Consider the following 15,634-nt stretch of genomic DNA (forward strand, 5'->3'; position numbering starts at 1 on the left):
CCTTTTACCGGCAAACAAGGGGGTTAATTTTTGTACAGCGTAGTAGGTGTCCGTTTTAAAAAAGCGGGTAAAATATATTATTTTGATCCACTTGATTTTCCGATTGAACGAGATCAATGTGTTATTGTTGAGACAGCACGTGGGGTGGAATACGGTAAGGTTGTCGTAGGCAAAAAAGAGGTGGAGGAGTCCGATGTTGTACTACCCCTCAAAAAAGTGATGCGTATTGCCGGAGAAACCGACGCACGCGTAGTTGAGGAGAACAAAAGCGCCGCTAAGGAGGCTTTTACCACCTGTTTAAATAAAATACGCGACCACGGTCTCAAAATGAAGCTCGTAGATGTAGAGTTTACTTTTGACCGTAATAAGATTATATTTTACTTTACGGCCGAAGGACGCGTTGATTTTAGAGAATTGGTTAAGGATCTGGCAAGTATTTTTCGGACCCGCATTGAGCTTCGGCAAATTGGGGTACGTGATGAAGCAAAGATGCTAGGTGGACTTGGACCTTGTGGACGAGTGCTTTGCTGCTCCTCTTGGTTAGGGGATTTTGAACCCGTATCCATAAAAATGGCCAAGGATCAGAACCTTTCACTTAATCCGACCAAGATTTCCGGACTTTGTGGACGTCTGATGTGTTGTTTGAAATTTGAGCATGACAATTATGAGAGTGTAAAGGAAGAAATGCCAGCGGTCGGCAAGATTGTCGTGACCTCATTGGGGGATGGCAAAGTAGTAGGAATCAATGCCGGAAACCGTACGGTTCATGTACAGTTGTTTGAAGTGGGCAAAGTTAAGGAACTTCCAATGGATGATGTTGTCGTCAAGTAAACCATATAAGGTTACTTTCGGGGTGGAAACTTGGAGAAGAAAAATATATTTGCACACATGCAGGATATGGAAGCGCAGATGGAAACGATGCGCGCCAATCTTGGAGAATGGAAACAGACGGTAAAAGAACTGATGGAAGCTAACCAGAGGTTAACTCTGGAGAATGAACAGCTTCGCAAAATTTTAAAGCGGGATGCACCTTTGGATCCTACCGTAGATTCTGCGGAGGCGGAAGCTCTTTTAGCTACCGGAGAGGGAACAGAAGAGGTTGTCGGGGAAGGTTATGACAACTTGGCTCGACTTTACCACGAAGGCTTTCACATCTGTAATGTTTATTTTGGACATTTACGCACGGAAGGTGACTGTCTGTTCTGTCTTTCTTTTCTTAATAAATGAGGATATCCAGCCGTAGGAGATTAATCCTACGGTTTTTTTTGAATTTTGGCCAATAGGCATATGCATCTGAAGCAAGTTTTTTTCAACAAAACCTTTAGGAGATTATTACATGAAGAATTCTTTTAATGATATATCTGTCCCCTTGTTACCGACGGAGCGGGTGGATGATTTACTAACGCATGACCTGCGCATTATTCAAAGTGATGAAGTATTTAGCTTTTCTATGGATGCTGTATTGCTTGCTCGTTTCGCCAGTGTTCCGCCACGTGGAAGAGTTCTAGATCTTTGTACGGGAAATGGTGTAATACCGATTTTAATGACTACCCGGACAAAAGCCTCTATAGAAGGTATTGAAATACAACCTCGTTTAGCTGATATGGCTCGTCGTAGTGTGGCTCTCAATGGCCTTCAGGATCAGGTTGTAATTCATGAAGGTGATTTACGCGAGTTATATACTACCGCAGGACATGGTGTGTATGATGCAATAACGGTGAACCCTCCTTATATGCCGCTTAATGGCAGTGATCTGAAGCTGAACAACCATCAGGCTATGGCTCGTCATGAGATAGGCTGTACTCTGGAGGAGGTTATTCAGGCTTGTGTGCGATTGGTTCGGACGGGCGGAAAGGTAAGTATGGTTCATAAACCACAACGGTTGGTTGATATTATCAGTCTTATGAGACAATATAGACTCGAGCCAAAGATTATTCGGTTTGTACATCCACGTGCCCATCTAGAGGCTAATATGGTATTAATCGAAGCTGCACGTGATGGAAAGCCTGAGGTTCGTTTACAACCACCGCTCATCGTATATAATGAGGACAATCAATACTGTCCAGAGATTATGGACATCTACTATGGTGCTAAAGAGGGTAAATCATGACGATATCATGCCAAAGCAGTTTTCAAAACAAGACCAATACCAGTACTCAGGAGACAACAGGGTCGCTTTTTCTGGTGGCTACACCTATCGGTAATCTGGAGGATATGACCTATCGTGCAGTCCGCACTTTACAGGAATGTGATATTATTGCCGCGGAAGATACGAGACAGACCCGGAAATTACTCAGCCACTTTGAGATTTCACCTTCGATGTTGTTTAGTTATCATGAGCATAATAAGGCCGCCAGTGGACCTGAGCTTGTACGCTATATAATAGAAGGAAAAAATTTGGCACTCGTCAGCGATGCCGGTTTACCAGCGATTTCTGACCCTGGAGCGGATCTTGTAGCCCTTGCTATAAGTCATGGAATTCCGGTGATTCCTATCCCTGGAGCTAACGCAGCGTTGTCAGCTTTGATCGCTTCTGGTCTATCTACGAATACGTTCACTTTTATCGGCTTTCTTCCCCGAGAGCGTAAGGACATCCGAGCAGTATTAAGTCCACTTCGTTCGGCTCAAGGAACTTTGTTGTTCTACGAATCTCCCCATCGCGTAGTTAAGACACTTGCTCATCTTCAAGAAGCATTCGGCAATCGCCAGATTGTGTTGGCACGTGAATTAACGAAAAGATATGAGGAGTTTCTACGCGGTTCAATTGAGGAATGTACACTTTGGCTTACTGAACATCCTCCGCTAGGCGAATATGTTATTGTCGTAGAAGGGGAGAGCAAGGAAGATGCAGAAATCGCAGAATCGGCGTGGTGGCGTCAGTTAAGCATTGAAGATCATGTAGCTCATTACGAAGCACAGGATGTACCACGGAAAGAGGCTATGAAAAAAGCGGCATCAGACCGGGGTGTAGCCAAACGGGATATTTATAATGCGTTGCTTGATAGAGCAGAAGAGTAAGTGTTGTAGACGAATTCTTAGAATAAATAAGGATTGTCGGAAACGGCCTGCCCGAGCTTGAGTGATTTATCTGTGGGTTAAATGTACTTTGTACAGTTATTTTTGAATTTTTTTATGTATTTGTTCGTTTAGTTGTACTTCATACAGTTATAAAGGTGGAAAGGATTGATTTCTCGGAGATATAGGAAATATAAGTGTACAAAATACAATTAATTCGTTTAATGGTAAAAAGCATTTAAAATAACTGTAAGAAATACAACTAAGTATTACTAGTTCCCTCTTGAAGCACATTGCCCTTAGGGAGGGGATAACCAGGAGGGCAAACCCAGACATAAAAAATACCTCCCGCGGTCACGGGAGGTCAAGGAGATATGAAAAGGTTAGAATTAACAATTTGATTAGTTCTATTATATACTATTTAATTTAGTTTGTCACAGGGGTAGGGATGGAAGAAATGCATTCATGACAAACTATTTTTCCTTTAAAGTAAGTTACGTTCTCAGCGTTGCCACAGAAAATGCAGGCAGGCTCATACTTTTTAAGCATAATCCGTTCGCCATCAACGTAAATTTCCAGTGCGTCCTTTTCGCCAATGCCAAGTGTACGGCGTAATTCAATAGGAATAACAACCCGTCCAAGTTCGTCTACTTTTCTTACAATTCCTGTTGATTTCATCATAACAATCGTTACTCCTCTCAATGTTCCAAAAACGTCATTATTCGACATTGTTCACTGTTTTATGATACTTATAATACCAACGATTCCCAAATCAGTCAACCTTTTTTCATAGGCTGAATAAGAAAATTTCCATAAGAACTTTGAATGTCCCTATAAAAATTAAGAATTGCCCTGAAAGCATTTTGTCGATTTACCAAGACCAAAAATGATACTTTTCGACAAAGTACGACATAATTACTTATTATATACTGATATTAGTTAAAATCATATTAAATTATTAGAAGGAGTTGATCTCATGAAGCAGCCGCTCACGGAAGAAAAGGTTTTCAAGGATCCCGTTCATAATTATATTCATGTACAGGATACGATTATTTGGCGACTAATTAATACAAAAGAATTTCAGCGTTTACGCCGGATTCGCCAGTTAGGTACCTCATATCTCACTTTTCATGGTGCAGAGCATAGTCGTTTTTCTCATTCTTTAGGAGTATATGAAATTACACGAAGAATCATTTCGCAATTTGAGCGCAGCGGATATAAGGATTGGATTCCTGAAGAAAGTTTGCTTACTTTGTGTGCGGCTTTGCTGCATGATTTAGGGCATGGCCCATTTTCACATTCTATAGAAGAAGCTTTTGAAATGAACCATGAGGATTGGACCTGCCGGATTATTTTGGAGGACACGGAGATTACCGAAATATTGCGTGATGTGGAGGAGGATTTTCCTCGTAAAGTAGCTTCAGTTATCTCTAAGACTTATGAGCATGAAATTGTTGTCAATTTGGTTTCCAGTCCGCTGGATGCTGATCGTATGGATTATTTGCTGCGTGATGCGTACTATACAGGTGTAAACTATGGAACCATCGACATTGATCGGATTTTGAGAATGCTTCGTCCTTATAATGGGCGGATTGTAGTAAAAGAATCAGGTATGCATGCCATTGAAGATTATTTAATGTCACGTTATCAAATGTACTGGCAGGTATATTTTCATCCGGTGACGCGCAGCTCTGAAATTATTTTGCGTCAAATCTTCCGTAGAGCTAAAGAATTGTTTCAAGAGGGGTACAAATTTCGCTTTATGATCGCTCCGCTGGAAGATCTCTTTCGAGGAGAAGTAACAGTGAAGCAATATTTAATGCTTGATGAGGCACTGGTACAGACTGCTTTTATGCAATGGACACTTGAAGAAGATGAGTTATTAAGCGACTTGTGTACCCGTTTTATTCATCGTAAACTGTATAAATATGTAGAGATTGAGAATTTGGATACAGATATGATTACGGAAATCTGCAGCAGTTTTGCGGGAGTGGGACTTAACCCAGAATATGACCTAGAGATTGATTATCCGACAGATTTGCCTTATGATGTGTTCCATCCAGGAGCAGCCTTCGACAATAATCAAATTTTACTGCTTGATCGGAATGAGCAATTGCGGGAAATTTCAGAGGTATCGGATATTGTGCGCTCAATAAGCGGAATTCATCGTGGCAGATATCATCTATATTTCCCACAGGATAAGCTGAAAAAAGCCCTTACACGCTTGCCCTCTTCTGTAGCAGAGATTTTTGCAAAATAATACAAATATTTATGGAACTATTGATAAAAACAACAAGGAGTGAGCTTTAAAATGTATCTGTTCGACACACATACACATCTAGATGCGCCTCAATTCGACGAGGATCGCGAGGAAGTTATTGCTCGTGCAGTAGAGGCCGGAGTTAGCAAGATGATCAATATTGGATTTAATCGGGAAACGATCCCTTCAACGATGAAGCTGGCTGAATCTTATGATTATATTTATGCAGCGGTGGGCTGGCATCCACAGGATGCGATTGATATGAAAGAGGGAGACCTCGATTGGATCGCCTCTCTTTGCAGCCATGAAAAAGTGGTGGCCATCGGAGAGATTGGATTGGATTATTATTGGGATACCTCTCCCAAGGATGTGCAGCAGGAGGTCTTCCGCAAACAAATCGGACTAGCCCGTGAACTAAAAATGCCAATCTGTATACATGACCGTGATGCTCATGAAGATGTTGTACGGATTTTACGGGAGGAAAAAGCAAATGAAATTGGTGGCGTGATGCATTCGTTCTCAGGCAGCTGGGAAACAGCAAAAATGTGTCTAGACCTTGGATTTCATTTGTCATTTGGAGGACCGATAACGTTCAAAAATGCCAGAGTGCCTAAAGAGGTGCTTGCACAGACGCCATTGGACCGATTATTGATCGAAACAGACGCTCCATATTTGACTCCACACCCCTTCCGTGGCAAGCGAAATGAGAGTGCTCATGTGAAGTTAGTAGCAGAGGCTGCGGCTGAAATTAAAGGGTTAACATGGGAAGAATTGGCTAAAATTACGTATGCGAACGCACTGGAACGATTTGGGATTGTCTGAAAACAGGAGTAAAACGGGTGAAAAATAGAGAATAGCCGATATATTAAACTTTTTTAATATAAAAACGGCTGATTATTACAATATTTTAACCATATATTTGCTTAAACGTGGTTGAATCGTCCTTTACAACATGCATCAAAACAGGATATCATCTTTTCAGTGATGTGAGCTGTTGTTATTGTGACAGCCATTGATTCATGGATCGTCTCGCTGAGTCTCCGTATGGAGAACGGGGGAACCAATATTGAACTGCCGCATGCCTGTATCTTGAATACGACTAGGAATTGCCGCAGAACAATATTTGATTTCTTCACGTGGTCTTTGGGGTGAATTTAAGGGCAACCGCCGTGAGCGGGTGACCTGAAATAGGGCGTCTCTCTTTCGTCCGAACCCGACAGCTAACCCCGTAAGCGCAAGTAAGAGAGGCAACCTCGTGCACAAACATTCCCGCGTATTCTGACATCGGAGAAGCCACGAAAGAGTCCTCAAGAGAACTCTTTTTAGGCTTCTTTATTTTTGAATAAACTGAATGTTGCCCGCATACTGTTATATAACAGGTGTGGGAGTAGCTGTGCCGAGCAGGCGATCCATGAGCAGGAGACGCTAAGTTAATACGTGCGTATCCTGTGACAATCTCAAATAGTTTCGTCAAAGAAATTCAGTCCTCATGATATACAAATTGACGACGAGGCTATGTAAGGAGGATGGAGAGAATGGGCTTATTCCAACCAGAGGTATCCCATGATTCGCAGTCATCCAGCAGGTCTTTCGCATTACGGTGGGAGCAAGTAAATACTCGCGTACTTTTACTTGCAGGTGTGATTTCAATCGCAATCGCGCTGTTAATTCTGCTGTACGTACACGGTCAAAGTAACAAACAATTTGTTTTAGTAATAGACGGGCAAACACAGACACTTGAAACGCGAGAAGCACTTCTTGGTGATGTGTTGGAGAAAGAGCAAATTTCGCTGCAGCCGCATGATGAATTATCTTTAGGTCTGAGTGATGAAATAAAAGACGGTGACCGTGTCGTTATCAATCGTGCGCAGAAATTTAGCCTTACTGCGGACGGAGCAACAAAAACGTTATATACGACCGAAGACACTATCGGTCAGGCGATTGACAAACTGGGTATCAACCTAGAAGGCTATGATAAGATTTTTCCTTCGTTAGACACCACCATCTCTGCTGACATGGAGATTAAGATCGTTCGTATCAACAAGCAAACGGTACAGCGAACAACTAACTTACCTTTCCGTGTTATTAAGACAGCAGATCCCTCCCTTACTGTGGGAACAGTTAGAGTGGCACAGGCAGGCAAACCAGGCGTCATGGTTCAGCATATTGAAAAGATCTATCAAGACGGAGAACTGGCCTCTATGCGCATGATCGGCAAGGAAGTACAAACGGTAACAAAAGATAAGATCATTGCCGTTGGTACTAAAGCACTTCCTAAGCCTACTGTAGTTGCTAAAGCTACAACAACTTCCAAATCAAGCACTACCTCCAAAACGACTAAAGTTAGCGCTAAGACTAAGAACGTCACAAGCAAGGCTGGCGTAGACTTTGAGTACAAGAAGATGATTAAGAACGTCTCCATGACAGCTTATTCGTCAGAAGAGCCAGGAATAGGTACTAAAACTGCCTCCGGAACACGCGTAACGGAAGGTCGTACAATTGCAGTAGATCCGAATGTAATTCCTATTGGCTGGTGGGTTTATATCGATGGGCTTGGATTCCGCCGTGCAGAGGATACGGGCGGTGCCATTAAAGGCAATAAAGTGGATGTCTATTATGATTCCCTGAGCCATGCTCGTAATTTCGGCCGTAAATCACGTACCGTATATGTGATTGGACCTGTGAAACCAGAGCTTAACTAGAACTGAAGCTTTTGCAAAAAATCCTTTGATAAGCTATAGTGATGATAACCGTTAAGGAACGCTGGATGATCATTTCGTTGATCGCAGAGCAACCGCTCATCACTTATACATTCTTTAACCAAAAGAAGAGGAGCGAATCCTCTTCTTTTTGCTTTTTTTGGAAGGAGTCAAGAAATATGATTAAGGAATTAATCGTCGTTGAAGGCAAAAGCGATACCGTAGCCATTAAGCGTGCTGTGGAAGCAGATACGATTGAGACAGGCGGCTCTGCTGTAAACCGGACTGTAATTGCGAAGATTGCGCTAGCTATGGAACGCAGAGGGGTTATTATTCTTACGGACCCGGACCATGCCGGGGAGCGAATTCGTAAAATCGTTTCAGCGAAGGTGCCGGGCTGCAAGCATGCTTTTATTCCGGAGAAGGACGCAACTCGAAAAGGGGATATCGGTGTAGAGAATGCATCGCCAGAGGCGATTCGTCATGCGCTGCGTAATGTACATACCTCTTTTGAAGGAGCACCTGCTTTGATTGGTATTGATGACCTTATGGCCGCTGGAATGCTTGTACACCCTCGGGCTGCTGAAAGACGTATGGCGCTTGGTAATTTGCTTGGAATCGGATATTGTAACGGCAAACAGCTGTACAAGCGGCTGGCGATGTTTGGGATTACGCGGGAGGAATTTGCCGGGGCTCTCGCCCAAATTGATCAGGGAGGCATTACTTCATGAGTGGTAGAGAGGAAATTTCGACTCCAAAACGGACCAAAGAGATTATTCAACGTTATGGATTCAAGTTCAAGAAAAGCCTGGGACAGAATTTTTTGATTGATCAAAATATTTTGGACAAGATTGTAGACGCTGCTGGACTAGATAGCGATTCTGGGGCGCTGGAGATCGGGCCGGGAATTGGAGCGCTGACGGAGCGTCTGGCACTAACAGCCGGTGCTGTAACTGCCGTAGAGATAGACCGTAGACTGATTCCAATATTAAAAGACGTACTTTCCCCTTATCCCCATGTTAAGGTTCGTAACGATGATGTCCTCAATGTGAACTTGCAGGAAATGTTCAAGGAAGATTTCACCACTGTGAACAAGGTCAGTGTGGTTGCTAACCTGCCTTATTATGTGACTACTCCGATTCTGATGAAGCTGCTTGAAGAGAAGCTTCCCCTTGATAACATCGTTGTAATGATTCAGAAGGAGGTTGCGGAGCGTATGGCTGCATCTCCAGGTGGAAAGGAATACGGAAGTCTTAGCATTGCCGTGCAGTACTACAGCGAGCCTGAGCTCGTCTGTATCGTGCCGCGTACGGTATTCATCCCTCAACCTAATGTGGAGTCTGCTGTTATCCGTCTGAAGGTTAGAGAGCATCCTCCGGTAAAGGTGGAGAGTGAGAAGCATTTCTTTGAAGTGGTTCACGCTTCTTTCACACAGCGCCGCAAGACGATTGCTAACAATCTGAAGGCTCGTTACTTCCCTGAACAAGGACGTGAGCAGCTGGAGGCTTTACTCGCAGAAGCGGGTATTGAACCGACCCGTCGCGGAGAAACACTCAGTCTTGAAGAATACGCCCGCTTAAGCGGTGTTTTGCTAGCCGCTGGAATTGAATAAGCAATAAGAAACGGTTGTTGTCTTAAAGGACGACAACCGTTTCTCGTAGAAATATAAGGATGTTATTCTGGTGGAGCATTATACATTCTTATATTTAAAAATATGGCGAGTTATGAACCAACTGAGGCCTTTGCCCATACGATGGGGTAGAGGTGGTGGTTGTAATGAATTTAGGAGACTTGGTCGTTCGCAAATCTTATGGCGGTGATTTAACATTTCGTGTAGATAATATCGTGCAGGATAGAGCCGTCATTAAAGGCACAGATTTCCGCCTGTTGGCGGATTCTCCCCTGGATGACCTGGTTCAAGTGCCTCCTACCCGAATAACGGAACGGGGACAGCAAGCACAAATCAAAGCGAAGGAATCACTGACACAGCTGCGGAAGGACCGTCAGGAGCAAAGTCAGCGGAGCGGGGGAACCCTAACAGAGGGGACATGGGCTCCACCGTCCAAGGAAGCTCCTTATTTTGAAGTGCCGGGTAAAGTACTGCATCTGGATGGCGATCCGGCATATTTGAATAAGAGCCTTAGCTTATACGAGCAGCTGCGGATTCCCGCTGAAGGGCATCATGTTCATGAATCTGCAATGGCTGATACGTTATACCGGCTGTTGCCCCGTGTACGCCCAGACATTGTAGTGATCACTGGTCATGATGGGGTACTGAAGCAACAGCATACTTACGATCTATATAGTCTGAATAGCTACAAAAATTCGCAAAACTTTATAGCTGCTATTAGGGTAGCTAGGGAGTATGAGCGGAATTTTGATGCGTTGACTATTGTTGCCGGTGCTTGCCAATCTCATTTCGAGGCATTACTTGGAGCTGGGGCTAATTTTGCCAGTTCACCTGGTCGAATTTTGATCCATGCTCTGGATCCCGTTTATGTAGCAGCAAAATCATCCTTTACTTCCATCAGGGATACTGTAAATCTTAGTGATGTTCTGAATAATACCATCAGCGGTAATCAGGGTATTGGTGGTGTTGAGACCCGTGGCAGCTTCCGTATCGGAATGCCGCGGCTGCAGAATCTGTCGGCGCTAAAAGTGACACCATCAGCCATTTAAGCGGCAGAGATAGGTCTATGGTTTCAGGAATATAGGTAATTTGAATGGGCTGAATAGAATATCCGAAAGAAAGGGTGAGCGCTGAGCTTAACCCTTTCTTTTTTTCTTTGTGATGCCTATATTACAGATAACAAGGATATTAGTCCGGCGCTGATTTCTCGCAAAAAAATTCCGTTGACAACGAAATATGCATCAACTATAATTAATTATTTATTTGCTTTGACATTGTCCTGAAAAAGTTGTATAATGGACAAGAAAAGAGGTGGTCGTCAGGTAATGGCTAATAACGCGCTGTTGGAAATCAAACGCAGTCTTGAAGCTCACGTCGGTCATAAGATCACATTGCGTGCAAACGGAGGTCGTCGTAAAACCGTTGAACGCACAGGTGTCCTGGAAGAAACGTACCCTTCTGTATTTATTGTCAAACTGGATCAGGAGCAGCAAACTTTTAAGCGAGTCTCCTATAGCTATGCCGATATACTTACTGAATCTGTGGAAATCACAGTTTGTGAAGACGATGGGCAGATGCGGATTATGTATATTAAAGCTTAATGTTTCACGAACAGTCTCCTTTGGAGGCTGTTTTTTGTTTGCGTTTTTTGGGACAAATATTTGGTGCATGATCCGTGTTCTAAGCAAGCATACTAATTGGGCAACGGGTTAATCATTTATTTTCATAAGGGAGGAATTCCGTAATGAGCCGCAGAAAACGAGGCATGATGTCGGAGGAACTGAAGACAGAGTTAGCCAAGGAGCTGGGTTTTTATGAAACCGTAGAACGTGAGGGCTGGGGTGGAATTACAACTCAAGACGCTGGCAACATGGTGAAAAAAGCGATACAGCTTGCTGAACAGGCCGCGCGGAAATCTTAAATTTTAGGCTATAAAGTGAATATTACTGAAAAAGGGTGCGTCTAAAAGGCGACACCCTTTTATTATTGGACTTCATTAGAAGTTTCTCATATAATATGTTAAGTTGTTTTTACGGGAAAAGCTGAAGGTGGGTGAACGCCTTGAAAATGTATGAAAAGGCACCAGCTAAAATTAATTTGATGCTGGATGTGCTGCACAAACGTGCTGACGGTTTTCATGAGGTGGAAATGATTATGACCATGGTAGATTTAGCAGACCGCTTAGAGCTGTCTGAGCTGCCAAGGGATACTATTATAATATCAAGTCAGGCTGGTTATATTCCCCTGGACGAGAAAAATTTAGCTTTCCAGGCGGCAAGGCTTATTAAAGACCGTTATAACGTGAAGAGTGGGGTACATATCCATCTGGATAAAAGAATTCCGGTTGCGGCTGGCCTAGCTGGCGGCAGCAGTGATGCCGCAGCTACGCTACGCGGTCTAAACCGTCTGTGGCGTCTCGGTATTCCTGCGCAGGAGCTACAGGAGCTTGGCGCTGAGCTGGGTTCAGATGTGCCTTTCTGCGTCACAGGCGGCACAGCCTTAGCTACAGGACGAGGCGAAAAGCTTACGCCAATCAACAACCCGCCACAATGTTGGGTTGTGTTGGCGAAACCACCGATCAATGTATCGACTGCAGAAGTGTATGGACGCGTTCGGAGCAATAATATAGCTGTGCATCCTTCTGCTCGAAAGATGCAGCAAGCGATTGAAGCAGGAGACTTTGGGGGCGTATGCAACCATCTAGGCAACGTGCTTGAAGATGTTACCCTAAGGCTGCATCCAGAGGTTCAGCAGCTCAAGGAAGCGATGATAAAGCTCGGAGCAGATGGGGTGTTGATGTCAGGCAGCGGACCTACCGTATTCGGTTTAGTGTCCAAGCAGTCTAAAGTAGCAAGGATTTACAACGGACTGCGAGGGTTCTGCAAGGAAGTCTACGCTGTGAGATCACTGAATTAGTCTGCTTCTCTTGTATAAACCCGTACAAAAGTGATATATTTTTCTAAAATATTCGGTTTTGGCGAGGAGCATTCCGTGAAGAAATTAAAAAGAAGCCAACGTTTGGTAGACATGACTCAGTTTTTACTTGAGCGGCCGCATGAACTACTGCCGCTGTCTATATTTGCCGATCGCTATGGAGCGGCTAAGTCCTCCATCAGTGAAGATTTGGCAATCATAAAAGAAGTATTTGAAGGTGAAGGCATCGGAGAGCTGCAGACTTTAGCTGGTGCAGCGGGTGGAGTTCGTTATATCCCAGTTATGCCTAAAGATATGGCGCTAACCTTTGTGCAGCGCTTATGTGTGCAGCTAGAGCAGACTGACCGGATATTGCCTGGCGGTTATTTGTATATGTCGGATCTACTTGGGTTGCCGTCTTTGATGGAACAGGCGGGTAAGATCATCGCAACGGCCTTTTACGGATCGGAAATCGATGTGGTGATGACCGTTGAAACGAAAGGCATTCCACTAGCCTATGCAACAGCAGCACAGCTAGGCTTGCCGGTAGTGCTTGTGCGACGTGACCATCAGGTTACAGAGGGATCAGCAGTAAGTATTAATTACGTATCAGGATCTCATAAAAGCATACACACAATGTCTCTCTCCAGACGGGCACTCAAGGAGAAATCGCGAGTACTTATCGTAGATGACTTCATGAAGGCGGGAGGGACTGTACGTGGTATGGTCGATCTGCTCGGTGAATTTAATGCCGAGGTTGCTGGGGTAGGCGTTTTAGTGGAATCAGGCGCTGTAGAGACGGAAGAGCGTCTGTTGCACGATTACGTGTCCTTGGTAAAACTAAGTGAAGTAGACTCCAAAGAGCGGAGAATTTCGGCGCATCCGGGCAACTACTTTTCCTCTTGATTAGCCATTCTCTTACATTTTCAAAAAGCGTGGAAATTGTCGAAAACGTAAGGAATATTAAGAAAACTACTCGATGTATGTCGAAAACAACATATCCCAAAAAATATATTTCTTTTTTAGGTATTTTATGGAATGAAAAAGAAGGAATTCGCTTTGCTGTGTGGAATTATACACCAAGTCTCTGATGGAAAAAGGTGGTGAACACACACATGCAAATTACGGATGTCAGACTCCGCCGCGTTAACTCTGAGGGGAGAATGAAAGCAATCGCATCCATTACCATCGATAACGAGTTTGTTGTTCATGACATTCGCGTCATCGATGGCAATAATGGGATGTTTGTTGCAATGCCCAGCAAGCGTACACCGGACGGCGAATTCCGCGATATCGCGCACCCGATCTCTTCGGGAACACGCGAGAAGATTCAATCCGCGGTTCTGGCCGAGTACGATCGCGCCGCTACGGAAGAAGAAGAAGTTATTGAAGAGGGAGCTTAGGCTTCCTCGGAAGACTGCTACCTTTTGGGTGGCGTAGGATCCGCCGTTTTTGATAAGATCACACCGACATACACTTCATGAATTAGCAGCCTGATCTTGCAAGAAAAGCTATTGCTGGTGAAGGATTTGACGACATCTTCGAAAGGCAGCGATAAATGCTTTTCTAACTTGGGGTTTATAGAAAAGAGAACCATGACTTCATGGTTCTCTTTTCTTTTTGCCCGGAATGAGATATATTCAGTAGTGAGTTCAAGAGTAGGAGGTTGGCATTCTTGAAAAGAATGGCTGTAGTACTTGCCGCAGGTCAAGGCAAGCGAATGAAATCTAAATTATATAAGGTGCTGCACCCCGTTTGCGGTAAGCCGATGGTAGGGCACGTGCTTGATACAGTAAAAGCGACCGGATGCCAGCGCACCGTTGTTGTTGTTGGGCATGGCGCAGAGAAAGTTAAGGCCTATGTAGGTGATGGAGCGGAATACGTGCTGCAGGAAACTCAGCTCGGCACTGGCCATGCTGTCAAACAAGCAAAGGATTTACTTGCTGGCGAAGAAGGAACAACTATAGTTATTTGTGGAGACACACCACTCGTAACCACGGAGACCCTGGAAGGACTCATGGCGCTTCATGAACAGCGTAATGCGGCTGCAACCGTATTGACAGCAGTTATGGAAAAGCCTACAGGCTACGGAAGAATTATTCGTGGTGAAGATGGCGGCGTTCTGAAGATTGTAGAGCAGAAGGATTGCACTACTGAAGAAGATGCGGTTCAGGAAATCAATACAGGCACTTATTGTTTTGATAATGCTAAATTATTTGCTGCACTCGAAAAGGTAACGAACAGTAATAACCAGCAGGAGTATTATTTGACTGATGTGATTGGGATTCTTCGTTCACAAGGGGATACCGTACTAGGATATCAGACCCATGACGCAGCTGAGTCTATCGGCGTTAATGATCGTTTAGCTTTGTCTGAAGCGGAAGCCTTTATGCGTCAACGTATTAATCGTAAACACATGCTCGGTGGTGTAACCATCATTGATCCAGCCTCCACTTATATCGGAGCAGATGTAGTTATCGGATCAGATACAACGCTTTATCCAGGAACCATCCTGAAAGGGAAGACTGTAATCGGGGACAATTGTGTGATCGGACCGGCTAGTGAAATCGAAGACTGTCAGATTATGGATGATGCGACGATTAAGCAGTCCGTATTGAATCAAGCTCAAGTCGGCGCACGGACAACCGTTGGGCCTTTTGCCTATTTGCGTCCAGGCTCTGTGCTTGGAGAAGAAGTTAAGGTTGGAGATTTCGTCGAGATCAAGAATGCTACTATTGGTGACGGTTCAAAAGTGTCACATCTTAGTTATGTCGGCGACGCATCTGTAGGTAAGAATGTAAACGTCGGGTGCGGTGCGATTACCGTTAACTACGACGGGTATAATAAATTCAAGACAACAATCGCAGACGATGCCTTTATTGGCAGTAATGTTAATCTTATTGCTCCAGTCACTGTGGGCAAAGGGGCTTTTGTTGTAGCAGGTTCGACAATTACACGTTCCGTTTCCGAGAACGATCTGGCTGTAGCTAGAGTAAGACAAGAGAACAAACCGGGATATGCAGAGAAGATCCGTTCCCGTGCTAAAGCGAAGAAAGACCACTCGAGTCCATCGTAAAGCGTTGCTAAGAAGCGCCGGACGGACTTATATTTCCGCGC

General features: G+C 44.2%; 17 protein-coding genes and 1 riboswitch. Of the genes, 16 read left to right on the forward strand and 1 reads right to left on the reverse strand.

Annotated elements, in window-relative coordinates:
• Positions 1-30 precede the first annotated feature (30 nt).
• The 4 genes from MHH86_RS00155 to rsmI all read left to right on the forward strand — a co-directional run bounded on the left by MHH86_RS00155 (position 31) and on the right by rsmI (position 3,018).
• The gene (locus tag MHH86_RS00155; RefSeq protein WP_036678838.1) at positions 31-831 is read left to right on the forward strand and encodes a stage 0 sporulation family protein; all 801 of its coding nucleotides are present in this window, start codon (positions 31-33) and stop codon (positions 829-831) included.
• Between the two features lie 30 nt (positions 832-861).
• On the forward strand, positions 862-1,227 hold the full coding sequence (gene yabA / locus MHH86_RS00160) for a DNA replication initiation control protein YabA (RefSeq protein ID WP_036678835.1): 366 nt from the start codon (positions 862-864) through the stop codon (positions 1,225-1,227).
• Between the two features lie 109 nt (positions 1,228-1,336).
• Entirely contained in the window at positions 1,337-2,110 is a 774-nt protein-coding gene (locus MHH86_RS00165) for a tRNA1(Val) (adenine(37)-N6)-methyltransferase (RefSeq protein ID WP_076225107.1), read from the forward strand.
• The gene (rsmI, locus tag MHH86_RS00170) at positions 2,107-3,018 is read left to right on the forward strand and encodes a 16S rRNA (cytidine(1402)-2'-O)-methyltransferase (RefSeq protein ID WP_076225106.1); all 912 of its coding nucleotides are present in this window, start codon (positions 2,107-2,109) and stop codon (positions 3,016-3,018) included. The genes MHH86_RS00165 and rsmI overlap by 4 nt, the downstream gene beginning before the upstream one ends.
• Before the next feature lie 423 nt (positions 3,019-3,441).
• Here the strand turns inward: rsmI and MHH86_RS00175 are convergent, their stop codons facing one another.
• A complete protein-coding gene (locus MHH86_RS00175; protein WP_036678829.1) occupies positions 3,442-3,696 on the reverse strand; it encodes an AbrB/MazE/SpoVT family DNA-binding domain-containing protein in 255 nt (84 codons plus the stop codon).
• A 295-nt stretch (positions 3,697-3,991) separates the two neighbouring features.
• Here MHH86_RS00175 and MHH86_RS00180 point away from each other — a divergent pair, with 295 nt between their 5' ends.
• From MHH86_RS00180 to glmU, 12 genes are all read left to right on the forward strand, one after another.
• Entirely contained in the window at positions 3,992-5,275 is a 1,284-nt protein-coding gene (locus MHH86_RS00180; protein ID WP_076225105.1) for an HD domain-containing protein, read from the forward strand.
• A gap of 51 nt (positions 5,276-5,326) precedes the next feature.
• A complete protein-coding gene (locus tag MHH86_RS00185; RefSeq protein ID WP_036678823.1) occupies positions 5,327-6,097 on the forward strand; it encodes a TatD family hydrolase in 771 nt (256 codons plus the stop codon).
• 198 nt (positions 6,098-6,295) lie between these two features.
• Positions 6,296-6,525: riboswitch (cyclic di-AMP (ydaO/yuaA leader) on the forward strand.
• 285 nt (positions 6,526-6,810) lie between these two features.
• A complete protein-coding gene (locus MHH86_RS00190; RefSeq protein ID WP_036678820.1) occupies positions 6,811-7,977 on the forward strand; it encodes a 3D domain-containing protein in 1,167 nt (388 codons plus the stop codon).
• Positions 7,978-8,153: 176 nt separating this feature from the next.
• Positions 8,154-8,705 (forward strand): ribonuclease M5, encoded by a 552-nt coding sequence (gene rnmV, locus MHH86_RS00195; protein WP_036678817.1) that lies wholly within the window; start codon positions 8,154-8,156, stop codon positions 8,703-8,705.
• Positions 8,702-9,586, forward strand: a complete 885-nt coding sequence (rsmA, locus tag MHH86_RS00200; RefSeq protein WP_036678815.1) for a 16S rRNA (adenine(1518)-N(6)/adenine(1519)-N(6))-dimethyltransferase RsmA — start codon at positions 8,702-8,704, stop codon at positions 9,584-9,586. Before rnmV ends, rsmA begins: the two co-directional genes overlap by 4 nt.
• Positions 9,587-9,750: 164 nt before the next feature.
• Entirely contained in the window at positions 9,751-10,653 is a 903-nt protein-coding gene (gene yabG, locus MHH86_RS00205; protein ID WP_036678813.1) for a sporulation peptidase YabG, read from the forward strand.
• Positions 10,654-10,929: 276 nt separating this feature from the next.
• Positions 10,930-11,205, forward strand: a complete 276-nt coding sequence (locus tag MHH86_RS00210; RefSeq protein WP_019914493.1) for a Veg family protein — start codon at positions 10,930-10,932, stop codon at positions 11,203-11,205.
• Positions 11,206-11,348: 143 nt separating this feature from the next.
• A complete protein-coding gene (locus MHH86_RS00215; protein WP_036678812.1) occupies positions 11,349-11,525 on the forward strand; it encodes a small, acid-soluble spore protein, alpha/beta type in 177 nt (58 codons plus the stop codon).
• 140 nt (positions 11,526-11,665) lie between these two features.
• Entirely contained in the window at positions 11,666-12,520 is an 855-nt protein-coding gene (ispE, locus tag MHH86_RS00220; RefSeq protein WP_036678809.1) for a 4-(cytidine 5'-diphospho)-2-C-methyl-D-erythritol kinase, read from the forward strand.
• Between the two features lie 75 nt (positions 12,521-12,595).
• Entirely contained in the window at positions 12,596-13,423 is an 828-nt protein-coding gene (gene purR / locus MHH86_RS00225; RefSeq protein ID WP_036678807.1) for a pur operon repressor, read from the forward strand.
• A gap of 209 nt (positions 13,424-13,632) precedes the next feature.
• On the forward strand, positions 13,633-13,920 hold the full coding sequence (gene spoVG / locus MHH86_RS00230) for a septation regulator SpoVG (protein WP_020425826.1): 288 nt from the start codon (positions 13,633-13,635) through the stop codon (positions 13,918-13,920).
• 272 nt (positions 13,921-14,192) lie between these two features.
• Entirely contained in the window at positions 14,193-15,593 is a 1,401-nt protein-coding gene (gene glmU, locus MHH86_RS00235; RefSeq protein ID WP_036678799.1) for a bifunctional UDP-N-acetylglucosamine diphosphorylase/glucosamine-1-phosphate N-acetyltransferase GlmU, read from the forward strand.
• Positions 15,594-15,634 lie beyond the last annotated feature (41 nt).

This window comes from Paenibacillus sp. FSL F4-0097 (assembly GCF_038593125.1).
Lineage (GTDB): Bacteria > Bacillota > Bacilli > Paenibacillales > Paenibacillaceae > Paenibacillus_AQ > Paenibacillus_AQ odorifer.